17 protein-coding genes are annotated in these 23,729 nt (G+C 64.3%); 7 read left to right on the forward strand and 10 right to left on the reverse strand.

The window, feature by feature from the left end; all coding sequences use genetic code 11:
* Positions 1 to 6: 6 nt before the first annotated feature.
* Positions 7 to 897 carry a LysR substrate-binding domain-containing protein gene (locus AC1DXN_RS08595; protein ID WP_477275465.1) on the reverse strand — a complete coding sequence of 297 codons (891 nt, stop codon included), beginning with the start codon at positions 895 to 897 and terminating at the stop codon, positions 7 to 9.
* A gap of 279 nt (positions 898 to 1,176) precedes the next feature.
* Here AC1DXN_RS08595 and AC1DXN_RS08600 point away from each other — a divergent pair, with 279 nt between their 5' ends.
* Genes AC1DXN_RS08600 through AC1DXN_RS08610 form a run of 3 tightly spaced genes read left to right on the forward strand, consistent with a single transcriptional unit; the run spans position 1,177 to position 5,779 of the window.
* Positions 1,177 to 4,107 (forward strand): molybdopterin oxidoreductase family protein, encoded by a 2,931-nt coding sequence (locus tag AC1DXN_RS08600; RefSeq protein ID WP_477275467.1) that lies wholly within the window; start codon positions 1,177 to 1,179, stop codon positions 4,105 to 4,107.
* Positions 4,104 to 4,838 (forward strand): 4Fe-4S dicluster domain-containing protein, encoded by a 735-nt coding sequence (locus tag AC1DXN_RS08605; protein WP_477241699.1) that lies wholly within the window; start codon positions 4,104 to 4,106, stop codon positions 4,836 to 4,838. Before AC1DXN_RS08600 ends, AC1DXN_RS08605 begins: the two co-directional genes overlap by 4 nt.
* A gap of 5 nt (positions 4,839 to 4,843) precedes the next feature.
* Complete coding sequence (locus tag AC1DXN_RS08610) at positions 4,844 to 5,779, forward strand: dimethyl sulfoxide reductase anchor subunit family protein (RefSeq protein WP_477275469.1); 936 nt, start codon at positions 4,844 to 4,846, stop codon at positions 5,777 to 5,779.
* A gap of 3 nt (positions 5,780 to 5,782) precedes the next feature.
* Here AC1DXN_RS08610 and pdeM read toward each other — a convergent pair whose 3' ends face one another.
* The 8 genes from pdeM to AC1DXN_RS08650 form a co-directional block, all read right to left on the reverse strand.
* Complete coding sequence (pdeM, locus tag AC1DXN_RS08615) at positions 5,783 to 6,499, reverse strand: ligase-associated DNA damage response endonuclease PdeM (RefSeq protein WP_477275470.1); 717 nt, start codon at positions 6,497 to 6,499, stop codon at positions 5,783 to 5,785.
* A gap of 13 nt (positions 6,500 to 6,512) precedes the next feature.
* Positions 6,513 to 9,032 (reverse strand): ligase-associated DNA damage response DEXH box helicase, encoded by a 2,520-nt coding sequence (locus tag AC1DXN_RS08620; RefSeq protein ID WP_477275472.1) that lies wholly within the window; start codon positions 9,030 to 9,032, stop codon positions 6,513 to 6,515.
* 105 nt (positions 9,033 to 9,137) lie between these two features.
* On the reverse strand, positions 9,138 to 10,244 hold the full coding sequence (locus tag AC1DXN_RS08625) for a DUF1513 domain-containing protein (RefSeq protein WP_477275474.1): 1,107 nt from the start codon (positions 10,242 to 10,244) through the stop codon (positions 9,138 to 9,140).
* A gap of 2 nt (positions 10,245 to 10,246) precedes the next feature.
* On the reverse strand, positions 10,247 to 11,326 hold the full coding sequence (locus AC1DXN_RS08630; protein ID WP_477275476.1) for an imelysin family protein: 1,080 nt from the start codon (positions 11,324 to 11,326) through the stop codon (positions 10,247 to 10,249).
* Positions 11,326 to 12,930, reverse strand: coding sequence for a di-heme oxidoreductase family protein (locus tag AC1DXN_RS08635; RefSeq protein ID WP_477275478.1), 1,605 nt, complete (start codon positions 12,928 to 12,930; stop codon positions 11,326 to 11,328). Before AC1DXN_RS08635 ends, AC1DXN_RS08630 begins: the two co-directional genes overlap by 1 nt.
* A 12-nt stretch (positions 12,931 to 12,942) precedes the next feature.
* Positions 12,943 to 13,428 carry a bacterioferritin gene (gene bfr / locus AC1DXN_RS08640; RefSeq protein WP_477241567.1) on the reverse strand — a complete coding sequence of 162 codons (486 nt, stop codon included), beginning with the start codon at positions 13,426 to 13,428 and terminating at the stop codon, positions 12,943 to 12,945.
* Positions 13,394 to 13,705 (reverse strand): (2Fe-2S)-binding protein, encoded by a 312-nt coding sequence (locus AC1DXN_RS08645; protein ID WP_477241565.1) that lies wholly within the window; start codon positions 13,703 to 13,705, stop codon positions 13,394 to 13,396. Before AC1DXN_RS08645 ends, bfr begins: the two co-directional genes overlap by 35 nt.
* Before the next feature lie 61 nt (positions 13,706 to 13,766).
* Complete coding sequence (locus tag AC1DXN_RS08650; protein WP_477275931.1) at positions 13,767 to 15,056, reverse strand: imelysin family protein; 1,290 nt, start codon at positions 15,054 to 15,056, stop codon at positions 13,767 to 13,769.
* Positions 15,057 to 15,519: 463 nt separating this feature from the next.
* On the opposite strand from AC1DXN_RS08650, the gene AC1DXN_RS08655 reads away from it, so the two are divergent.
* Positions 15,520 to 16,773: an NAD(P)/FAD-dependent oxidoreductase gene (locus AC1DXN_RS08655; RefSeq protein ID WP_477275480.1), complete on the forward strand. Its 1,254-nt coding sequence runs from the start codon at positions 15,520 to 15,522 to the stop codon at positions 16,771 to 16,773.
* Positions 16,774 to 16,895: 122 nt separating this feature from the next.
* Here AC1DXN_RS08655 and AC1DXN_RS08660 read toward each other — a convergent pair whose 3' ends face one another.
* Positions 16,896 to 18,173 (reverse strand): 4-aminobutyrate--2-oxoglutarate transaminase, encoded by a 1,278-nt coding sequence (locus tag AC1DXN_RS08660; RefSeq protein ID WP_477275482.1) that lies wholly within the window; start codon positions 18,171 to 18,173, stop codon positions 16,896 to 16,898.
* Between the two features lie 240 nt (positions 18,174 to 18,413).
* Between AC1DXN_RS08660 and AC1DXN_RS08665 the strand changes: the two genes are divergently transcribed.
* The 3 genes from AC1DXN_RS08665 to AC1DXN_RS08675 are packed head-to-tail and all read left to right on the forward strand — an operon-like array spanning position 18,414 to position 23,718.
* Positions 18,414 to 19,541, forward strand: a complete 1,128-nt coding sequence (locus AC1DXN_RS08665) for an efflux RND transporter periplasmic adaptor subunit (protein ID WP_477275484.1) — start codon at positions 18,414 to 18,416, stop codon at positions 19,539 to 19,541.
* Positions 19,538 to 20,623 (forward strand): efflux RND transporter periplasmic adaptor subunit, encoded by a 1,086-nt coding sequence (locus tag AC1DXN_RS08670; protein WP_477275486.1) that lies wholly within the window; start codon positions 19,538 to 19,540, stop codon positions 20,621 to 20,623. The genes AC1DXN_RS08665 and AC1DXN_RS08670 overlap by 4 nt, the downstream gene beginning before the upstream one ends.
* Positions 20,620 to 23,718: an efflux RND transporter permease subunit gene (locus AC1DXN_RS08675; protein ID WP_477421522.1), complete on the forward strand. Its 3,099-nt coding sequence runs from the start codon at positions 20,620 to 20,622 to the stop codon at positions 23,716 to 23,718. The genes AC1DXN_RS08670 and AC1DXN_RS08675 overlap by 4 nt, the downstream gene beginning before the upstream one ends.
* The last annotated feature ends 11 nt before the right edge of the window (positions 23,719 to 23,729 follow it).

Consider the following 23,729-nt stretch of genomic DNA (forward strand, 5'->3'; position numbering starts at 1 on the left):
CGCAGTCTATTCCGGCACTTTCGTGCCCAGATGCGCCTTGAGCGCCATCTGCGCGAGGCTCGCCTGCCTGTCGCGGTGGGTGATCATGGCGAAATCGCGCTTCGGCAGGTCGATCGGCACCGCGCGCAAACTGCCCTCGGCAACCGCGCGCGCGACGACGAGTTCCGAGATGATGGTGGCGCCGGCGCCGGCCTCGACCGCCTGACGAATGGCCTCGTTGCTGGGCAACACCAGAAATATCTGCAGCTCGGCGAACGAAATCCCTTCGCGACCTGCAATATCCTCCAGCACCTCGCGCGTTCCCGAGCCGGCTTCGCGGATGATCCAGCGCAGTCCTTTGATGTCGGGATGCCCGTGCGACAGTTCGGCGATCTCGGGATGCGAACGCCCCACGACCAGAACCATGCAATCGACGTCGACCTTGGCGCGTCGAAGAATGTCGGATTCGGTGCGCCCCTCGACCAGGCCGAAATCCGCTGTGCCGTCGAGAACGTTGGTCTCGACCTGCCTGGTGTTGCCGATGGTGACGCTCAGCCTGACGGCGGGGTAGGCTTCGTGGAAGGTGGCCAGCCGGCGCGGCAGCCAGTAGCTGGCGATGGTCTGGCTGGCGGCTATCGACAGGCTGCCTGATATCGTCTGCGAGACATGCTCCAGCACATTGTTGGCGGCAGCGGCGCGCTCGAGAACGGCCTTGGCCTCGGGCAGGAACCTGAGCCCGGTCTGCGCCAACTCGATGTTGCGGCCGACGCGGTTGAACAGTTTTACGCCGTGCTGCTGTTCGAGCGAGCGGATGGCGGCCGACGCCGCCGACTGGGAGATGCCCAGCAACTCTGCCGCCCTGGTCATATGGCCGCGCTCGGCGACGGCGACGAAGATGCGCAACTGATCGAGAGTCATGACGAATTAAGAAACAAATTCGATCGGAATTACAAGAGCAACTTGTTAGACAGATCGATTGCTTTGTTCTAAGTTTCTGCTCGGAATTGGAAAAATATCGCGGCTGAGTCGCGAGGGTTAGAAATTGATGGGGCGGTTCAAGTCTTTGTTCGCACACTGGACGCGCAGCCTGAGGCGGCGCGTCGCCGGCGAACGCTACCACCCTGAGCAGCACTATATGCGCGGTCCCGGACCCAAGACGAGAGCCAAGAACGCGGACCGCAAAAGCGCGCCCGGATCATGAGGCACGCAGCGCCACGCGGCGCCAATTCCGCACCGTCGCAACGGCCGCTTGCCGACACGCGCGCACCCGACGAGGGCGATGGCGTCGACACCTCGCCCAGCATCTCCGACAGCATCGCCAAGACCACCTGCTATATGTGCGCCTGCCGCTGCGGCATCGACGTCCACCTCAAGGACGGCAAGGTCCGCTACATCAACGGCAACAAGGACCATCCGGTCAATCGCGGCGTGCTGTGCGGCAAGGGCAGCGCCGGCATCATGCAGCACTACAGCCCGGCGCGGCTGAAGAAGCCGCTGTTGCGCAGCGGCCCGCGCGGCTCGGGCGAGTTTCGCGAAATCGAATGGGAAGAAGCGCTTTCCATCGCCACTGACAGGCTTTCCAACATCCGCCGAACCGATCCCAAAAAGCTTGCTTTCTTCACCGGGCGCGACCAGTCGCAATCGCTGACCGGCTGGTGGGCGAGCCAGTTCGGCACGCCGAACTTCGCCGCCCATGGCGGCTTCTGCTCGGTCAACATGGCAGCCGGTGGCCTCTACACGATCGGCGGCTCGTTCTGGGAGTTCGGCGAACCCGATTGGGACAACACCAGATACTTCATGCTGTTCGGCGTCGCCGAGGACCATGATTCCAATCCGATCAAGATCGGCTTGGGCAAGCTCAAGGCGCGCGGCGCCAAGGTGGTTTCGATCAACCCGTGCCGCACCGGCTATAACGCCATTGCCGATGACTGGATCGGCATCCGGCCCGGCACCGACGGGCTGTTCGTCTTCGCGCTCATCCATGAATTGCTGAAAGCCGGCCGCGTCGATCTCGATTATCTGCTGCGCTACACCAACGCTCACATGCTCGTCATCCAGGACCCGGGCGCTGCCGATGACGGCCTGTTCGTGCGCGACGGCGACGGCAATCCGCTGGCCTGGGACAGAGTGGCGAAGACGCCAGTCAACGCCACCGACGCCGAGGCGAAACCGGCGTTGACCGGCAGTTTCACCATAGACGGCCGCCGCTGCGTGCCTGTCTTCCAGCTTGTCGCCGACCGCTATCTCGAGGAAAGCTACGCGCCGGATGCGGTCGCCGCACGCTGCGGCATCCCTGCCGACACGATCCGGCGGATCGCCGCCGAACTGGCGCATGTCGCCTTCGAGCAGACCATCGAACTGCCGATAGCGTGGACCGACTGGGCCGGGCGTCAGCACGAGACGATCAAGGGGCGGCCGGTCTCGATGCACGCGATGCGCGGCATCTCGGCCCATTCGAACGGTTTTCATACATGCCGCGCCATCCATCTGCTGCAGGTGCTGCTCGGCACGGTGGATGTTCCCGGCGGATTTCGCTTCAAGCCGCCCTACCCCCGATCGGCGCCGCCGGAATTGAGGCCCGCCGGCAAGAATGTCAGGCCGATGATGCCGCTCGAGGGCATGCCGCTCGGTTTCGTCTGCGGGCCGGACGATCTGCTGGTCGATGATGCCGGCGTGCCCGTTCGTATCGACAAGGCCTATTCCTGGGACGCGCCGCTTGCCGCGCATGGCCTCATGCACACGGTGATCCGCAACGCCTGGGCCGGCGACCCCTACAGGATCGACACGCTATTCATGTACATGTCGAACATGGCCTGGAACTCGTCGATGAACACCGTCGAGACGATGGCGATGCTGACCGACAGCGATGAAGACGGCAACTATAGGATTCCCTTCATCATCTATTCCGACGCCTATTATTCCGAGACCGTGCCGTTCGCCGATCTGGTGCTGCCGGACACCACCTATCTCGAACGGCATGACTGCATCAGCCTGCTCGACCGGCCGATCAGCCATGCCGACGGGCCGGGCGATGCGATCCGTCACCCGGTGATCGAGCCGGACCGCGACGTCAGGCCGTTCCAGACGGTTTTGATCGAGCTCGGCGCGCGGCTCGGCCTGCCCGGTTTCGTTAATGACGACGGCACGGCCAAATACCGCGACTATGCCGACTACATCGTCAACCATGAACGCACGCCGGGCATCGGCCCGCTTGCCGGCTGGCGCGGCAAGGACGGGACCTCGATCGGCAGAGGCGAGGTCAATCCTGACCAGTTGCAGCGCTACATCGACAATGGCGGCTTCTGGCATCACGATTTTGCCGACGACCAGCGCTACTACAAGATGGCCAACCGCTCCTATCTGGACTTCGCGGAAAGCATGGGTTTCATCCCGAAAGCCGAGCCGATCGTCTTCCAGCTTTATTCCGAGCCGCTGCAGCGTTTTCGCCTTGCCGCGCGCGGCCATGGAAAGGTGCTGCCGCCGGAAGCCGAGCGCGGCCGCATCGAGACTTATATGGACCCGCTGCCCTTCTGGTACGCGCCTTTCGAAGAGGCATCGGTCGACCTGCAAAAGTATCCGCTGCATGCACTGACGCAGCGGCCGATGCACATGTATCACTCCTGGGGTTCGCAGAACGCCTGGCTGCGGCAGATCACCAGCCAGAACCGGCTGTTCGTGCATCACCAGACTGCGGCCGGCCTCGGGCTGGTCGATGACGACTGGGTGTGGGTCGAGAGCATCAACGGCAAGGTCAAGGGACAGATCAAGCTGGTCGACGGCGTCAATGCGGATACGGTCTGGACATGGAACGCCATCGGCAAAAGGCGCGGCAGCTGGGGGCTGAAGGACGATGCGGCGGAATCCAACCGCGGCTTCCTGCTCAATCACATCATCGGCGACCAGACTTCTGCCGACGCCAACGGCAAGCGCTATTCGAATTCCGACCCGGTCACCGGCCAGGCGGCATGGTTCGACCTGCGCGTGCGCATCGTCAAATGCGCGACCGAGGAAGCCGGCTTCACCGAGCCGCAATTCGAGCGTTTTCAGCAGCCGCCGCATTTCGAGCCTTCGCCCGACAAGCTGACTTTCGGGGCCGAATTCCGCCGAGCAAGAGAGGCCGCCGAATGACCTGTCTTCCCGCACATACCGACAAGAAGCTCGGCCTGGTGATCGACCTCGACACTTGCGTCGGCTGCCAGGCCTGCGTCACCGCTTGCAAGGAATGGAACACCGGCGGCCACATGGCGCCGCTGACCGACATCGATCCCTATGGCGGCAACGTCGACGGCGTCTGGTTCAACCGTGTCCACAGCTACGAGCACACAACGGAGATGGGCGGGCGCACGGTCAATTTTCCACGCTCCTGCCTGCATTGCGAGACGCCGGCCTGCGTCACCGTCTGCCCGACCGGCGCCTCCTACAAGCGAGCCTCGGACGGCATCGTGCTGATCGACGAGGACAAATGCATCGGCTGCAAATTGTGCAGCTGGGCCTGCCCCTATGGCGCGCGCGAATTCGACACCGATGTCGGTGTGATGAAGAAATGCACGCTGTGCGTCGACCGCATCTACAATGACAATCTGGCGGAGGAAGACCGCGTGCCGGCCTGCGTCGCCGCATGCCCGACCAGCGCCCGGCATTTCGGCGATCTCGGCGATCCGCTGTCGGCGGTCTCGCTGCTGGTGGCCGAGCGTGGCGGCGTCGACCTGATGCCGGAGATGGGCTACAAGCCGACCAACAAGTACCTGCCGCCGCGCGCCCACACCACACGCGCCGCATCGGTGGCCGCACCGGCGCTCGAAACCGTGCGGGCCGAGGGCGGGTTCCTTGGCTGGGTCGACCGCATGCTTTCGAACTGACATCCATGCATCCAGCCTTTTCCGTCGTCTTCTTCACCACCGCCACGGGCGCCGGCTACGGCCTGCTCGCGCTGCTTGGCGTGCTCGCCGGCCAAGGGTTTATCCCGCCGGATTTCTGGCTGGGACTGGTCGGCATGGGATTGGCGCTTGGTTTGATCGCGGCCGGCCTGTTGTCGTCGGCCGGACATCTCGGAAGACCCGAACGCGCCTGGCGGGCATTCTCGCAATGGCGAAGCTCATGGCTGTCGCGCGAAGGCGTTGCCTCGGTCGCCACCTTTATCCCGGCAGGGCTGTTCGGCATCGGCTGGGTGTTTTTCGGCCGCACCGACGGCTGGGTGGCCATCGCCGGGGTGCTGTCGGCTGTCGGCGCGGTTGTCACTGTCTGCACCACCGGCATGATCTATGCCTCGCTGAAGCCGATCGCCCAATGGCACAGCCGCCATACCTTGCCGGCCTATCTGATCTTTTCGGCGATGACCGGCAGCGTGATTTTGAACGCGCTGCTGCGAGGGTTCGGCTTGGGCTCGACCATGCTTCTGGCATCTTCGCTGCTGCTGATCTTGCTTGGCTGGGGCTGGAAGCTGGCGACATGGCACTACAATGATGCGCTGGAAATCCCGACCAACGCCAACACCGCGACCGGGCTCGCGGGTGGTACGGTGCGGTCGCTTGAGTGGCCGCATACCGAGGAAAACTATTTGCTCAAGGAAATGGGCTTTCGCATTGCGCGCAAGCACAGCGTGCGGCTGCGCCAGATCACGCAGGTTCTGGCTTTCGCGCTGCCCGTCATGCTGCTGGTCGCCGCTTTCGCCTTGCCATGGCCGTTCGCGGCGGTGGTTTCGGCGCTCGCCGCCATCGCCCAATTCGCCGGCATGCTGGTCGAGCGCTGGCTGTTCTTCGCCGAAGCGAAGCACACCGTGACACTCTACTACGGTCGGTAGAGTTCAACCCGGCCGCAGCATCGAGCGGGAGATGGCGAAGATGCGGTCGCTGCCGAGCATATAGGCCATCAGCGTCTCCAGCCGGAACAGCCCGGCATAGGCGCGGTCGAGTACGTTGAGCGAGCCGGTATAGGCGCCGAAAGCCGGCATGATCATGCGGCCGCCATCGCCGGCAAAGCAGCGTCGCCGTACCGAGCGGCCGCGCTGGACGATGCGGGCGCACGGATGCAGATGGCCGGCGACTTCGCCCTCCACCCTCACCGCTGAAGGCTCGTGCCGAAACAGCAGCGACCCTATGGCCAGTTCGCGCACGGTTTCGCCGGGCAGGTCAGCCGGCGCATCCGGGTCATGGTTGCCGGCGACCCAAAACCAGTCGCGGCCCGCCATCAGCGCTTCCAGTCTTTCCCGGAAACTAGCATGCATGCGCTCGGCGCCGCCGCCATCGTGGAAGCTATCGCCCAGGCTGATGACGATCGCCGGCTGGTAGTCTGATATCACCGCCTGCAGCCGCAGCAAGGTCGCGCCGGTGTCGTAAGGCGGGATCAGCGTGCCGCGCCTGGCGAGCGACGAACCCTTTTCCAGATGCAGGTCGGACACTGCCAGCAGCCTGAGGTCGGGAAAATAGAGCACGCCACGCGGATCGCACACGGCGCGCTCGCCGGCGATGCCGACCATGTCGGCCTCGGCAATCAGCGATGCGCGTGCCAGCGAAAAATTCATCGCAATCCAAAACTCATCTTTGGCCCATGGCCTCCTCGACCAGATCGGCGGCTTCCATCAAAAGCGATTCATTGGCGCCGCCATTCACCGATTCCTTGCCGATCTCCAGCATGATCGGCACCGCCAGCGGCGAAATCTGGTCGAGATGCTTATGCATGATTCGACCACGGACACGCGAGAGCATCTCGGCAAGTCTGCTGACATCGAGCAGCCCGGACGAGGCGTCGGTGCGCGTCGCCTGCAGCAGAATATGGTCCGGCTCGTGGCTGCGCAGCACATCGTAAATTAGGTCGGCCGACACCGTCACCTGCCGGCCGCTCTTCTCCTGGCCGGGAAAGCGCTTTTCGATCAGCCCGGCGATTACGGCGCAATTGCGGAAGGTGCGCTTCAGCATCCAGCTGTCGTTCAGCCAAGCCTCGAGATCGTCGCCCAGCATATCCTCGTCGAACAAGGCAGCCAGCGACGGCTTCTTCGCCTTGAACAGCGCTGCCATGTCGTCCAGCGCCCAGACGGCCAGCGAATAGTCGGTGGCGACGAAGCCGAGCGGCCGAGCGTTGGCGCGCTCCAACCGGCGCGTCAGAAGCATGCCGAGCGTCTGGTGCGCCAGCCGGCCTTCGAAGGGATAGGCGACCATGTAGTGGCGGTTGCCGCGCGGAAAGGTCTCGACTAGCAGGTCGCCGCGCTTCGGCAGCACCGACTTTTCCTTCTGCAGGCGCAGCCAGTCGGCGACCTGTTCGGGCAGTGCCTGCCAGCGATCGCTGTCAGCCAGCATGCCGCGCACCTGGTCGGCGAGATAGGTCGACAGCGGAAACTTGCCGCCGGCATAGGACGGCACGATGATGTTGGCGCCGGCGCCGTTGGAGACGACGCATTCGTTTTCCCGGATGCCTTCGAAGTGCAGCACCTTGCCGGCGAACAGGAAATTGTCGCCGGGCCGCAACGTCTCGGCAAAATACTCCTCGATCTTGCCGAGCACCGGGCCGCCGCGCCCGGCCATGCCCCGTCCCTGCCTGACATAGCGGACATTGAGCTCAGGCATCTCGACGATGGTGCCAACGTTCAGCCGGTATTGCTGCGCAATACGCGGATTGGAGACGCGCCACAGCCCGTCCTTGGTCTGGCGAATGCGGGCGTAGCGTTCATAATTCTTTAGCGCGTAGCCGCCGGTGGCGACGAAATCGACGACGCGGTCGAACGTCTCGCGCTCCAGCCCAGCGTACGGCGCGGCACTGCGCACCTCTTCAAAGAGAAGATCGGCATTGAAGGGCGCGCCGCAGGCGACGCCCAGCACGTGCTGCGACAGCACGTCGAGCGCGCCATTGATCAGCGGCGGCGTGTCCTGCGCGCCGAGATAGTTGGCGTCCAACGCTGCCCGGCACTCCAGCACCTCAAAGCGGTTGGCCGGGATCAGGATCGCCTTTGACGGCTCGTCCATCCGGTGATTGGCGCGGCCGATGCGCTGCGCCAGCCGGCTGGCGCCCTTGGGAGCACCGACATGCACGACCAGGTCGACATCGCCCCAGTCGATGCCGAGATCGAGCGTCGAGGTGGCGACGATGGCGCGCAGCGCGTTGTCGCCCATTGCCTTTTCGACGCGCCGGCGCTGGCCGACATCGAGCGACCCATGATGCAAGGCGATCGGCAGCGAGTCCTCGTTGGACCGCCACAGCTCCTGGAAAAGCAATTCGGCCTGACTGCGGGTGTTGACGAACAGCAGCGTCGTGCGATGACGCTTGATCGCCTCATAGATTTCGGGAATGGCGTAGCGGGCCGAGTGCCCGGACCACGGCACACGCTCCTGCGAATCGAGGATGGAGATGTCCGGCTTGGCGCCGCCGGTGACGGTGATCAGCCCGGCCATAGCGCCCTGTGGGTTCTGGCTGACGAGCCAGCAGCGCAATTGATCCGGCTCGGCCACCGTCGCAGACAATCCAATGGTCTGCAGGCCAGGAACGATGCTGCGCAACCGCGCCAGCCCGAGCGCCAGCAGATGTCCGCGCTTCGATATCACCAGCGAATGCAACTCATCGAGCACGACGTAACGTAGGTCTTCGAAGAAGCGCCTGGCATCGGGTGCCGCGATCAGTAGCGCCAGTTGCTCGGGCGTGGTCAACAGGATGTCGGGCGGCACCAGCTTCTGCCGCTGGCGCTTGTGCGCCGGCGTGTCGCCAGTGCGCGTCTCGATGGTGACCGGCAGGCCGATCTCTTCCACCGGCTTGCCGAGATTGCGCTCGATGTCGACGGCCAGCGCCTTCAGCGGCGAAATGTAAAGCGTGTGGATGCCGCGATGCGCTTGTCCCGGCTTTCGTCTCGGACGGTTGGCGAGCTCGGTCAGCGACGGCATGAACCCGGCCAGCGTCTTGCCGGCGCCGGTCGGCGCGATCAGCAGCACCGATTGGCCGGCTTGCGCCCTTGCCAGCAATTCGACCTGATGGGCGCGCGGCGACCAGCCTTTTTCGCCGAACCATCTTATAAATGGCTCGGGCAGGGCCACGGCGGCATTCTGTTCGGCAAGGCGCGGCTGCTCTGTCACCCGCCAGAGGTAGCGCGAGCGCGCGCGATCGCCAAGCAGAATCGGAACAAAAGGGGATCGTCTTTTCCCCTTTCCCCCTTGTGGAGGAAGATGGGGCGTTACAGCCTACGCCACCTGCTCGATGCGCAGCATATGATTGTCCCAGACGTAATCCGGTTCGGAGCGTGCCGCGCCGCCGGCTTCGACGATGTCACCGGCGCCTGTCGTTGCCATGAAGCTCGCCTTATCGGGCGCCACGCCGCAGACCTCGGCCAGCGACCGGGTGGCGACGATGCGGCCGCTGGCCGCGTCGATCACCGCCAGCGAATTGCCCTCCGGCGAGGACACGGCGACGATCCCCCTCGCCGGATTGGCGGCGACCGAGCCGATGTAGTTGCGGAAGCCGGAGAGCACGTCCTGCGGCATATCGAGCAGCTGCAACTCCTTGCCGCGCGCGGTGCGGCCGACCAACAGAGGACGGTCGGTGCCCGGCCCGCGGTACTGGCAGCCGAACCAGACGGTGCCGGACTGATCGGCATCCATGTGACGGATCGACAGCTGGTGCAGTGCGGCCGGCAATTCATGCTTTTCGATGAGATCGCCGGTGACGCGGTCGACCAGCACATAGGACGGCTTCATCGTCGCGATGTTGAGCTCGGCGCGGCCGAAATCTGGATGGGTTTCGATGCCGCCATTGGCAATGGCCAGGGTCCTGCCGTCGCCCAGCAGCAGAAGCTCGTGCGAGCCCATGCCGTAGGTCGGAAACTCGCCGATGCGGTTGAATTTCGCCCGCGCGTCATAGACGCCGACGACCCCGGCGGCGTTGTCGAAATCATTCTCGGTGGCGTAGAGCAGCGCGCCATCGCCAGAGAACACGCCGTGGCCGAAGAAGTGCCGGCCAGCGATGCTGGCGATGGTCTGCGGCTTGTCGCGGCCGGTGTGATCGAAGACCACGGCGAAGGTGCCGGGCTGCCTGGCGAAGACCACCGAGCGCTTCGACACTGGATCGAAGGTGACGTCATGACCGCGATCGGGCAGGTCGATCGCATGCAGCACCTTGCCGGAATCGGAGAGGATCGCCGCGCCATGGCTGCCGTCGCGCTTTACGAAAGCGGTGGCGAAGACAGCGTCGGCATCGAGCGTCTTTGCCCAAGCCGACGGCGCCATAGCTGCCACAAAGCCGGCACCTGCGGCCCTCAGGAAATCGCGGCGGTCGATCAGCGGCGTTCTCATGATCAGTCCCCGTCGAGCGAGGAAAAGCCAGCGGTCAGGCCGAATTCGGCGGTCAGCCTGGTGCCTATCAGCGTCGACAGGCTCGAAGTGATCAGCGCGAAATGGTCGAGTTTGTCACGCAGCACCGGATCGGCGAGCGCCTTGTCGATCGGACCCTGGATGGACTTCGCGGTCGCGACGCCGTTGACCAGCTGGATATGGATCGAGTCCGCCATCCAGCGCGCATCTTCCGGCAGCGCGTCACCCAGTTGCGAGGCCTGGAATAGCGTATCGATGCCGGATAGATTTCCAGCCAGTGACGTGGCGGTGTTTTGCGAGCGCCAATAGATCGCCTGCCTGGGTTTGTCGGCTTCCGGCTTACCGCCGAGAAAGCCTTTCAGGCGTACGTCGCGGACCATATCCAGCTCATTGATGAAGACACCGACCAGTTCGGTCACCGCTTCGGTGCCATCGCGGTAGAGCGCGTTTTGCGGTCCGGGATTGGCCCAGAGCGCGGCAAACCCATCCGGTCTGTTCCAGGCGTCGCTGACATCGGCGGCCATGGTTTCGATGTTACCGGCGACCGCCGCGCCATAGGCGCAGCGATAGGGATCGCCCTTGCCGGCGAGCGTCTCGGCGCCGTCGCCGTAGAGCACGAATTCCAACGCGCCCAGGCCCTGCATGGCGACGCTCTTGCCGGCCAGCTGAGCCGGATCGGTGGCGGTCGGATCCTTGCCGGCCAATGCCGCCTGGACCTGCTTGAGGCCGATGCTCTTGCGATCCGGCCAATAGAGCATGCGTTCCAGCCGGTTGTTCTCCTTGATCGGCCCGAAACTGATGATTTCGGCGGAAGACCAGGCTTCGACCGTGGCCGAGAATTCGGCGCGTGCCGCATCGAGATCGGCTTGCGAGGCCGCGTCGCACAGCGTGTGCATTGCCTTGGTCAAACGTCCCGCATGGTCATGCAAGCCGGCATAGGCCGGGCGGACAAAGCCGTCGATCGCCCGCTGGATGATTTCGGAGGCCTTCACCGTCGCGGATGCGGGCAAGGCCCCGAACAGAACCAGCGGAAGAACGAGAACCAGCGCAGAACGCTTCAACATCAGAGTGACTCCAGGAATTTGACCAGCGCATCGCGGTCGGCAGCAGTGGCGGCGGCAAAGCGGTCGCGCGCCTTCTGGCCCTCGCCACCATGCCACAGGATGGCCTCATCAAGGCTGCGAGCGCGCCCATCATGCAGGAAAAAAGCGTTGCCGTTGACGGTTTGGGTCAGGCCGATGCCCCATAGCGGTGGCGTGCGCCATTCGCTGCCGGTGGCGTCGCCCACGGCCTGCCCATCGGCGAGATCAGGCCCCATGTCATGCAACAGAAAGTCGGAATACGGCCAGATCAATTGAAAGGCCTGCGCCTTGTTGGGCGTGTCGCGACGGGTGACGAATTTCGGCGTGTGGCAGGCAATGCAGCCGATGTCGTAAAAGATCTTCTTTCCGGCGAGCACTTGGCGCGCGTCGACGTCGCGCCGCGCCGGCACGGCAAGGTTCTGCGAATAGAAGGTGACGAGATCCATGATCGGCGGTGGTGCCTCGACCGGACCGAGGCGTTTTTGCACGCCGTTCGGCATGGCCAGGCATTTCTGCTCGGCTGCGGTGCAGTCGCCCCAATGATCAGGCACTTCCGGCGTCGAAATGCCGATGTCGCCGGCGAAAGCATCCGCTGCTTGTTCGCGGATCGACGGCGTCTGCGCCTTCCAGCCGAAACGGCCGAGCGTTAGCGTACCGCTCCTGATGTCGCGCACGATGTTGGGCCTGCCGGAAATGCCGTCATTGTTGCGGTCGTCCGGTTCGGCGTTGGCGAGAATGTCGGCCGCAGCGATCTGCTCGATCAGGCCGAGCCCGATCATCGGCGGCGTCAGGCGCGGCGACAGTGTGGTGTGCGGATCGAGCGGCCCGTAGGCCAGATTGTCGACCGAATAACTGGGCTTGCGCAGCGAAACGACACTGCCGTCGCCGAGCGTCACCTGCTCTTCCCGATAGTCGACATGCATCTTGCCTTCGCCCGGCAGGCCCGGAACGGCCAAGTCCTGCAATTGGGTGCCATAGACCGGGTCGGGGAAATTGAGCACCTTTTGGTCGGCGATCTCGGCCTTCTCTTCCGCGCTGCTCGCTTGTCGCGCCAGCCGCAGGAACATCGAGGTGGTGCCGGCATCGCCCTCCGGCGGATGACCGCGGCCGTCCTTGAGATGGCAGTTCTGGCAGGCCCGCTCATTGAACAGCGGGCCAAGCCCGTCCGAGGCTTGCGTCGACGACGGCGACGACACCCAGTTCTTGCGGAAAAGCGCATTGCCGAGCTTGAAAGTGCCCTCTTCCTCGAAGGTGATGTTGGCGGCGGATTGCGAGAACGCGTCCCTGTCGACGCCCTTCCTCGACGTGCCGGCGCCGCCCTGCATCAGCTCGAATGGCTCGGGCTTGGAGAAATCTGTGGTCGGCCGGGTGACGGCAATGACGCGCGCCAGGTCTTTCGGCGTGAGGTCCGAGCGGCTGGCGGCAAAGCCCACCGGTTCCGGCGCGCCGGCCTGGGCCGAAGCAGTAAGCGTCGCCACGACGGCAAGCGAAACGCCGCGAAACATCTGGTGTCGCGGGTTTTTCCGGGGCGACAGGCCGTCGTCGGCCTGCCGTAGGCGGCGCAGAACGTCTAAGGGGCGCCGCATTCCCGCATGTCCTTATTCCGCTTCGTCGGCCGATGCCGCGTTGAGCTGGCCGTATTTTTCCTCGCCGATCGAGGCAAGCAGGTCTAGTTGCGTCTCGAGGAAGTCGATGTGACCTTCCTCGTCGGCCAGCAATTCCTCGAACAGTTTCATCGTCACGTAGTCGCCTGCTTCTTCACAGATCTCGCGCGAGCGCCTGTAGGCGGTGCGTGCGTCATATTCGCCGGCAAGATCGGATTCGAGCACTTCCTTGACGTTCTGCCCGATGCGCAAAGGCGCCACGGATTGCAGGTTCGGATGTCCCTCGAGGAAGATGATACGGGCCACCAGCCGGTCGGCATGGTGCATCTCCTCGATCGATTCAGCGCGTTCCTTCTTCGCCAGCTTGGCGTATCCCCAGTCTTCCAGAAGACGGAAATGCACCCAGTATTGGTTGACCGCCCCAAGCTCCAGAAACAGCGCCTCGTTAAGCCGCTCGATGACCTGCTTTTCGCCTTTCATGGGTTCTGCTCCCGTATTGGACGCGCAGGCCTCTGACGCGATCCAGATGTGAAACGATGTCCACGCCGTTCGCCTCCGAGCGGGCGTGGTAATTTTCGGTGACCCGAATGATCGTTTCGACCACATTTGGGAAGCAGCCGCAACAGCGACCGCGCTTCTGCATGGCGTGATAGATCTTCGCCGGCACGATGAGCTGCCACGGATCCTGATCGAGCAGTGCGACGATCGTCTGCTCGATTTCCTTCTCCGTGATGATGTTGCAATGGCAGATCAGCATCGACTTGCTCTGGCTGACGGCGCGCTCCTCCGCACCGTGTGGCTTGTTTCTTGGTCAGACCTTACTTGAACACTTTGTCCGGCGCATCGAGGCTGTCGGACCCTTCGAAAGCGATGTTGTTGAGCTTGAGGGCGCCAACGGCGCGTTCGATCGACTTGGTCTGGTCGATCAGCGCGTCGATTGCCGCCTGAACGGTTGCATTGCCTTGCGCGTTGCCCTCGGCGATCTGCTGGTCATAGGCCTCGCCGGCCAGGGCGCGGGCCTTGATGGCTTCCATCTTGGCGACCGAGACATCCAGCTTGTCCGACAGTTCTTTGTCGATCGCCGGATCGGCGGCCTTGACCATGTCGTGCACCGACGGCCCCTGAACCACGGTGCCGTCGAGGCGCGTGTAGCTGGCGAGATAGGCGGCGCCGATGCCGATGGCGTCATAGAGATGGGAGATATAGGTGTTGTCGGAGAAGCAGTCATGCTCCTCTTCCGGATCGTGCAGCAACAGGCCGAGCTTCATGCGCTCGCCGGCCAGTTCGCCATAGGACAGCGAGCCCATGCCGGTGAAGATCACCGAGATGGCGGTGTTCGGCTCACCGTCGACGAGGTTTTTGCGGGCGGCGCCGTCTTCCTTCCAGTTGCCAACCATCTCCTGCAGGCCGGAAACCAGAAGGTCGCTCGCGGATTTCAGATATTGCGCGCGCCGGTCGCAATTGCCGCCGGTGCAATTGGCAAGGTCATAGTCCGTGTAGGGCCGCTCGCCGGCGCCGGGGCCGGTGCCATGCAGGTCCTGGCCCCAGAGCAGGAATTCGATGGCGTGATAGCCGGTGGCGACATTGGCCTCGATGCCGCCGGCCTCCTGCAGCGTGCCGGATAGGAATTCCGGCGTCAGGTTGGTGGCATCGACCTTCTTGCCGTTGATCTCGATCGACTTGTTGGCGATCACATTGGCGGTGTAGAGCGCGTTGGCGTCGGACTCGGTGCCGTAGCTCTTGGCGACATAGTCGATCAGGCCTTCGTCCAGCGGCCAGGAGTTCACCTTGCCTTCCCAGTCGTCGACGATCTTGTTGCCGAAACGGTAGACTTCGGTCTGCTGGTAGGGGATGCGCGATGCCTTCCAGGCCTCGCGCGCGGCGGTCAGCGTTTCCACCGAAGGCTTGGCAAGCAGCGCATCGACGGCCGTGTCGAGCGCCTGCGCCGTGGTCAGCGAATCCTCGTATTTGGCGAGCGCGATGTCCGAATAGGTCTTGATGACCGCCTTGGCATCGGTTTCCGCCTTAGCCGGCAGCACGAACACTGCCGTCGTCAGCAGTGCCGTGGCGCCGATCGCAGCAAGCCTTGAGCCATACCGTGCCGTGATCATCGCTCTCATGATTGTCGTCTCCTCAGGAATTTCAGTGAAATGTCGGCGCCGACGGCGCAGCAATGGATGATCGGCGCCGCGGCATGCATCTGCCATCGGGCGAAAAAGAGGCCGCGACACGGGCGCGATTTGCTAAAGAAAGACACCGAAATGCCTCCAATCGAAAGGGTTCAAGGCCCAGACATCAAAGGGATGCGCTTGCTGCGCGAGGCTCCCATAAAGCGGCGGCGGGGCGGGAAGTCAACTGGCACGGACAAGAAAAATCAATTGAAACAACAGTTTAGAATTATTCTAAACTGTAACTGTCAACTTTAACCGCCCCGCACATTGCACGGTTCAGGAACGCGGCGATTGACAGGTGGCCATCCCGGGTGCGACCCGGACCGGGGCTCTTGCGACGGCGGCAGACAATCGCCACTTGGCCAGACGTCCTAGAATCGGTTGAGGAATTTGGGCTGCGATGAAGAACGGTGTGGTCATAGTCGGTGCGGGGCATGCGGGCGTGCAAGCGGCCGCCAGCCTGCGCGAGGAGGGCTATGATGGGCCGGTGATCCTTACCGGCGACGAGAACGAGCTGCCGTATCACAAGCCGCCGCTGTCGAAGACCTTCATCAAGGACTCAGAGGCGAAACCGCAGCCATTGCGTGGCGAGGCCTTTTACATCGGCAGTGCCATCGACTACCGGCCGGGCATCCGCATAGACCGCATCGACGCCGGTGGCCGCAAGCTGGAGATTGAAGGCGGCGGCGCGCTGCCGTTTGACCGCCTGATCCTGGCGACCGGCTCGCGGCCGCGTCTTCTTCCGCTGCCAGGTTCCGACCTTTCCGGCGTGGTGTCGCTGCGTTCGATCGCCGATGCGCGGCTGATCCGGGAGCTCAGCGCGCACAGCGAGGATGTCGTCATTCTCGGCGGCGGATTCATCGGACTGGAGATCGCAGCCACCCTGAAAGCGGCCGGCCGCAAGGTGACCGTGGTCGAAGCCGTCGACCGGCTGCTTGGCCGGGCGGTGGCGCCAGTCATCGCCAGCCACGTCCGACAGCGGCTGGAGGCGACGGGCGTGCGCATCCTCACCGGCACCACCATTGCCCGGCTGGAAGGCGAGAACGGCCGTGTTTCGGCTGCGGTCACATCCGGTGGCGAGCGGCTGCCGGCGCAAATGATCATCATCGGCATCGGCGTCGTGCCCAATGTCGAATTGGCTGAGGCAGCCGGCATCGCCATTGCCAACGGCATCCGCGTCGACCAGCAGATGCGCAGCTCATTGCCGGAAATCCTCGCCATCGGCGACGCCGCCTCCTATCGGCACTGGTTCACCGGGGCGGACGTGCGGCTGGAATCGGTGCAGAACGCCACCGACCAGGCGCGGCTTGCGGCGCGCACCATCACTGGCCATGCCGACGCCTTTGCGGCGGTGCCCTGGTTCTGGTCGGATATCGGCGACATGAAGCTGCAGATGGTCGGGCTGACGTCGGGCGGCGACAGCCATGTCGTGCTGGGCGATCTGGGCGAGAACAAATTTTCGATCTATCACTATGCCGGAGACCGGCTGCTCGGGATTGAATCGGTCAACCGCCCCGGCGACCACATGCTTGGCCGCAAGATGCTCGGCGCCGGCTTCTCGCCAACGCCGCAGACGGTAGCAGAAGGCCCTGATGGGCTGAAGGCTGCACTGGCGGCGTTTCAGCAGGATGAACCGGCTAGGGCTGCGGGCTAGATGCGCTTACCCTCCCCCTTGTGGGGAGGGTCGCTGCGAAGCAGCGGGGCGGGGGTGCGGCACCGACCCCCACCCGGACCTTCGGTCCGACCTCCCCACAAGGGGGAGGTAGGGGTCGCGGCTCAGGCAGCGCAGACTTCGCGGATCGAGCTTTCCAGAATATCAAGCGCCTCGTTCATGACGTTGTCCTGGATGGTGATCGGGGCGAGGAAGCGGATGACGTTGCCGTAGACGCCGCAGGTCAAGAGGATCAGGCCCTTGTCGAGCGCCTTCAGCCGGATCGCATTGGCGATCTCGGCCGACGGCAGGCCCTTCTTGACGTCGTTGAACTCGACCGCGTTCATGAAACCGAGGCCCCGGATGTCGACAATCTCGGGCACGTCGTCGCGGATCGACTGCAGCCGCTGCTTCAGCCGCGCGCCCAGCGTGTTGGCGCGGTCGCAGAGCTTTTCCTCTTCGATCACGTCGAGCACCGCATGTGCCGCGGCAACACCGATCGGGCTGCCGCCATAGGTACCACCGAGCCCGCCAGGACCAGGCGCATCCATGATCTCGGCGCGGCCGGTGACCGCCGCCAGCGGGAAGCCGCCGGCCAGGCTCTTGGCCATGGTGGTGATGTCGGCCGCCACGTCGTGGTGATCCATAGCGAACATCTTGCCGGTACGGGCAAAACCGGTCTGCACCTCGTCGGCAATCAGCAGCATGCCGTGCTGGTCACAAAGTTTGCGCAGGGCCACCATGAATTCACGCGGCGCATCGTAAAAGCCGCCCTCGCCCTGCACCGGCTCGAGGATGATGGCGGCGACACGGGCCGGGTCGACATCGGCCTTGAACAGGCGGTCGAGTGCGGCCAGCGAATCGGCGACCGAGACGCCATGCAGCGGCACCGGGAACGGTGCGTGAAAAACATCGGCCGGCATGGCACCGAAACCGACCTTGTAGGGCACGACCTTGCCGGTCAGCGCCATGCCCATGAAGGTGCGGCCGTGGAAGCCGCCGGCAAAGGCGATGACCGCCGGACGGCCGGTGGCGTTGCGGGCGATCTTGACGGCGTTCTCGACCGCCTCGGCACCGGTGGTGACAAAAATCGTCTTCTTGTCGAACTTGCCGGGCAGCATCGCGTTCAGCCGTTCGGCCAGCCGCACATAGCTCTCGTAAGGCACCACCTGGTGGCAGGTGTGGGTGAAGCGGTCGAGTTGCGCCTTCACGGCCTCGATCACCTTGGGATGACGGTGGCCGGTGTTGACGACGGCAATGCCGGACGAAAAGTCGATGTAGCGGCGTCCCTCAACATCCCAGATTTCTGAATTCTCGGCGCGATCGGCATAGATCTGCGTGGTCATGCCGACGCCGCGCGAAATCGACTGGTTCTTGCGTTCGGAAATGGCTGAATTCTTCATGTCTCGTCCTCGCCGGGTCGGCGCCCGTTCTCGTTGGTAGCTGCTCCAGACCTCTTCTGACCTTATTTCACGTTTTCCTCAAGTCGGCACCATCGCCGGGCCATTGGGCCTGCCGTCCAGTTCTCAACCAGTCGACCGATACACGTACGACACAGGTTCCCTTTTCCTTGGGATCGATTATCCTTCCAGTCGTCTGCGACAGCTCGCCGGTCACGAGCGTCACAGGCTGATGAGGGATCCATGAGCAGGAACGCGACATCGTCCGCCCCGCAGCCTTCCAACCCTTTGTCATTTCCAGCCGCTCCCGTCCTTCTGGCCTGTGCATTGAGTTTGTTTCTGGCCGGCTGTCAGAAGCAGGAGGCGGCCGCGAAAAAACTGCCGGTCATGGTGCGCACCGAAACAGTGACGGTGGCTGACTATGCGCCAAGGACCTCGCTGACCGGCGTGATAGCGGCGCGCACGCTGAACAATCTGTCGTTTCGGGTCGGCGGCCGTGTCGCCGAACGGCTTGTCGATGTCGGCCAGCATGTCGACAAGGACGCCGTGCTTGCCCGCATCGATCCGCAGGAACAGGAATCCGATTTGCGCTCCGCCCAGGCCGACCTCGATGCGGCGCAAGCGCAGTTGACCCAGGCCACCGCGGCCTTCGAACGGCAGAAGACGCTGCTTGCCCAGGGGTTCACCACACGGCGCGACTATGATGCCGCCGACCAGGCGCTGAAGGTGGCGCAAGGCAGTGTCGATGCGGCGCAAAGCGCGCTTTCCAACGCCAAGGAGAACCTGTCCTTCACCGAACTCAGAGCCGGGGCCGCCGGCGTCATCACCGCACGCCAGGTCGAAGCCGGACAGGTGGTGCAGGCGGCGCAAACCGTCTTCACCGTCGCCGAGGACGGCGACCGCGATGCGGTGTTCAATGTGCAGGAAACCCTGGTCGCCAAGACCGCACCATCGCCGGCGGTAACCATCACGCTGTTGTCAGACCCGCAGGTCAAGGCGATGGGCAAGGTGCGCGAAATCGCGCCGGCGGTCGATCCGGCTTCGGGTTCGATCCGGGTCAAGATCGCCATTCCCGACACCCCCGCCGGCATGCCGCTGGGCGCGGCGGTCATCGGCTCGGTCAGCGCCCAGCCGTCGAAAGCCATCATCCTGCCCTGGCAGGCGCTGACCTCGAGCGAGGGCAGACCGGCGGTCTGGGTCGTCGATGCGTCGAGCAAGGCAGTGGCAACGGCACCGGTGAATGTTCTGGCCTTCGATTCCGGCATCGTCGTCATCGACAAGGGACTGGAGGCTGGACAAAGCGTCGTCACCGCAGGCGGCCAGTTGCTCTGCCCCGGCCAGACGGTCGAGATATCGGGAGCGGGACAATGAGCCGGCTGCCGCGCATCCCTGCCTTGCTTGGCCTGCTTACGCTCGGGTGGCTCGCCGCCTGCTCGCAGTCGGAGGAGAAGCCGCCCGAGATCATCCGGCCGGTGCTGTCGGTGGTGATCGAACCGCAAACCAGCCAGACATTCGGCTTTGCCGGCTCGGTCGAGCCACAATTCAGCGCCGATCTCGCCTTCCGCCTGCTTGGCCGGATCGTCTCCCGTGACGTCAAGGTCGGCGACATCGTCGGCAAGGGAACGACGATCGCCACACTCGATCCGACGGCGCTGGAGCTTGCGGTACAGGCGGCAAAGGCGGAACTCTCCAACGCCGAGGCGCAATTCGCCAATGCCGCCGCCAGCGAGGAGCGGCAGCGCCAGCTGCTCGCCGCCGCCAACACCTCGCAGGCCGTCTTCGATGCCGCGCAGCAAGCCAGGAAGGCAGCCGAAGCCGGCGTCGAAAAGGCCAAGGCAGCACTTGCCAAATCGCAGGAGCAGCTGGGCTATGCCCGTCTGTTTTCCGACTTCGACGGGGTCGTCACAGCGGTCGGCGCCGAGGTCGGCCAGACGGTTTCACCCGGCCAGACCGTCGTCACCGTGGCGCGTTCGGACCTGCGCGACGCGGTCGTCGACATTCCCGACCAGCTGACCGACGACCTCTCAGCCGGCACGCCGTTCGACATCATTCTGCAATCGCTGCCGACGATCCACACCGAGGCCAAATTGCGCGAGATCGCACCGCAGGCCGAAGGCTCGACGCGGACCCGCCGCGTCCGGCTGACGCTGACCGATCCGCCGCAGGCATTCCGGCTGGGTTCGACGGTGACGGCGACACGCGTGGCCACGGTTGCACCGACGATCGAACTGCCGCTGTCGGCACTGCTCGAGAAGAATGGCGCCGACAAGGTCTGGATTGTCGATGAGCAGACGTCGAGCGTGCGTTCGCGCGACATCAAGGTCACCGCCAAGGGTGCTGCCACCTTCATTGTCGCCGAAGGCCTCGAGGCCGGCATGCGCGTCGTCACCGCCGGCGTCCACAGCCTGGTGGAGGGCCAAAAGGTCAAGATCAGCCAAGGAGGGGCGACATGAAGGGGTTCAACCTCTCCGACTGGGCGCTCAACCACCGCTCGCTGGTCTGGTACTTCATGCTGGTCTTCGTCGTCGCCGGCGTCTTTGCCTATCTCAATCTCGGTCGTGAGGAAGATCCGAACTTCACCATCAAGACCATGGTCATCCAGGCCAACTGGCCGGGCGCCTCGGTCAACGAGACGGTGCGGCAGGTCACCGACCGCATCGAAAAGAAACTGGAGGAACTGGACAGTCTCGACTTCACCCGCTCGGTCACCACTGCGGGCAAGACCGTCATCTTCGTCAACCTGAAGGACACCACCAAGGCGCGCGATGTCGTGCCGAACTGGACCCAGGTGCGCAACATGGTCAACGACATCGCGCCGCAATTTCCGCAAGGCGTGCAGGGGCCGTTCTTCAACGACCGCTTCGGCGATGTCTTCGGCAATATATACGCCTTCACCTCGGACGGGCTGACGCCGCGCCAGTTGCGCGACTATGTCGAGGATGTCAGGACCAGGATCCTGGCCGTGCCGAACGCCGGCAAGGTCGATCTGGTCGGCGCCCAGGACGAAGCCATCTATCTCGAATTCTCGACCCGCCAGATCGCCGCACTCGGCCTCAACCAGCAGGCGATCGTGGCCAGCCTGCAGGCGCAGAACGCCATCACGCCGTCGGGCGTCGTCGAATCCGGCCCCGAGCGCGTCAGCGTACGCGTCGGCGGCCAGTTCACCTCGGAGGAGAGCCTGCGCGCCATCAATCTGCGCGTCAACGATCGCTTCTTCCGGCTGAGCGACGTGGCGACGATCCGGCGCGGCTACGCCGATCCACCGACGGCGCTGTTCCGCTTCAACGGCCAGGATGCAATCGGGCTGGCCATCGGCATGAAGCCCAACGCCAATCTGCTCGAATTCGGCGCCGCACTCGAGAAGGAAATGGACGCGGTGCTGGCCGACCTGCCGGTCGGCGTCGGCGTGCACCTTGTCGCCGACCAGCCTGTCATCGTCGAGGAGGCGGTTTCGGGCTTCACCCGGGCGCTGGCCGAGGCGGTCGCCATCGTGCTCGCAGTGTCTTTCATCAGCCTCGGCATGCGCGCCGGCTTCGTCGTGGCGCTGTCGATCCCGCTGGTGCTGGCCATCACCTTCACGGTCATGGCCTATCTCGGCATCTCGCTGCAGCGCATTTCGCTGGGCGCGCTGATCATCGCGCTCGGCCTGCTGGTCGACGACGCCATGATCGCCGTCGAGATGATGGTGGCGCGGCTGGAGGTCGGCGACACGCTGCGCAAGGCGGCGACCTACGTCTACACCTCGACCGCCTTCCCGATGCTGACCGGCACACTGGTCACGGTCGCCGGCTTTATCCCGATCGGCCTCAACAACAGCGCCGCCGGCGAATACACCTTCACGCTGTTCGTCGTCATCGCCGTGTCGCTTCTGGTGTCATGGATCGTCGCGGTGCTGTTTGCGCCGCTGCTCGGCGTCACCATCCTGCCGGCGACGATGAAACAACAGCATCACGACAAGCCCGGCCGTTTCACCAGCCTGTTCCGGCGCGTGCTGCTGGGCTCGGTGCGGCATCACTGGCTGACCATCATCGCCACGGTGCTGTTGTTTGCCGGCTCGATAGCCGGCTTCGGTCTCGTGCAGCAGCAGTTCTTTCCGCCTTCGGACCGGCCGGAACTGATCGTCGATTGGAACCTGCCGCAGAACTCGTCGATTACCGAGACCCGCGACCAGATCGAGCGCTTCGAAGGCCGCGCGCTGGCCGGCAATCCCGACATCGATCATTTCAGCTCCTATATCGGCCAGGGCGCGGTGCGTTTCCTGCTTGCCTTCGACGTCCAGCCGGCCAATCCCTATTTCGGCCAGACCGTCATCGTCACCAAGAGCATCGAGGCGCGCAACCGGCTGAAGCCGGTGCTGGAGAAGCTGCTGCGCGAGGAGTTCATCGGCACCGACGCCTTCGTCAAGCCGCTTGAGCTCGGGCCGCCGGTCGGCCGCCCCGTGCAGTATCGCGTCGGCGGTCCGGACATCCAGACGGTGCGCGAACTGGCGCAGCAATTCGCCGGCCTGATCTCGGTCAATCCGAAGCTGGCGGCACCGACTTTCGACTGGAACGAACCGCAGCGCGTGCTCAGGGTCGACGTGCTGCAGGACAAGGCGCGCCAGCTCGGCATCACCTCCTCAGACATCGCCAGCGCGCTGAACAGCACGGTAGGTGGCGCCACCATCACCCAGGTGCGCGACGCCACCTATCTGATCAACGTCGTCGCCCGCTCGCGCGAGGCCGAACGCGGTTCGATCGACACGCTGCAAAACATGCAGCTGCCGACCGGCAATGGCGAGGCGATCCCGCTAGCGGCGGTGGCGAACTTCCGCTACGACCTCGAACAGCCGACGGTGTGGCGACGCAATCGCATCCCGACGATCACCGTGCGCGCAGGCCTGGTCGGCGACGTGCTGCCCGCCACCGTCGTCAACGAATTGAAGCCATCGGTCGACGCCTTCATCGCCAAGCTGCCGCCGGGCTATTCGATCGCAACCGCCGGCTCGGTCGAGGAAAGCGCCAAGAGCCAGGGACCGATCGCCGCCGTGGTGCCGCTGATGCTGTTCGTCATGGCGACCATCCTGATGATCCAGCTGCAAAGCTTCCAGCGCCTGTTCCTGGTCGTGGCGGTGGCGCCGCTCGGCCTGATCGGCGTGGTCGCGGCCCTGGTGCCGAGCGGCGCGCCGCTCGGCTTCGTCGCCATCCTCGGCGTGCTGGCGCTGATCGGCATCCTGATCCGCAACTCGGTCATCCTGATCGTGCAGATCGAGGATCTGGTGCGCGAGGGCAAGGACCGCTGGGCGGCCGTGATCGAGGCGACCGAGCACCGCATGCGGCCGATCGCGCTGACGGCGGCCGCCGCCAGCCTGGCTCTGATCCCGATTGCGCGCGAAGTGTTCTGGGGGCCGATGGCCTACGCCATGATGGGCGGCATCATCGCCGGCACGGCGATCACGCTGCTGTTCCTGCCGGCCCTTTATGTCGCGTGGTTCCGGATCAAGGAGCCGAAAGGCCAGGAAGAACCGCCTATTTCTGAGAACGGCGAACTGGTGCAAGGCCCAGCTTAAAGCTCTGCCGC

The sequence above is a fragment of the Mesorhizobium sp. P2_H9 genome, from assembly GCF_056403215.1.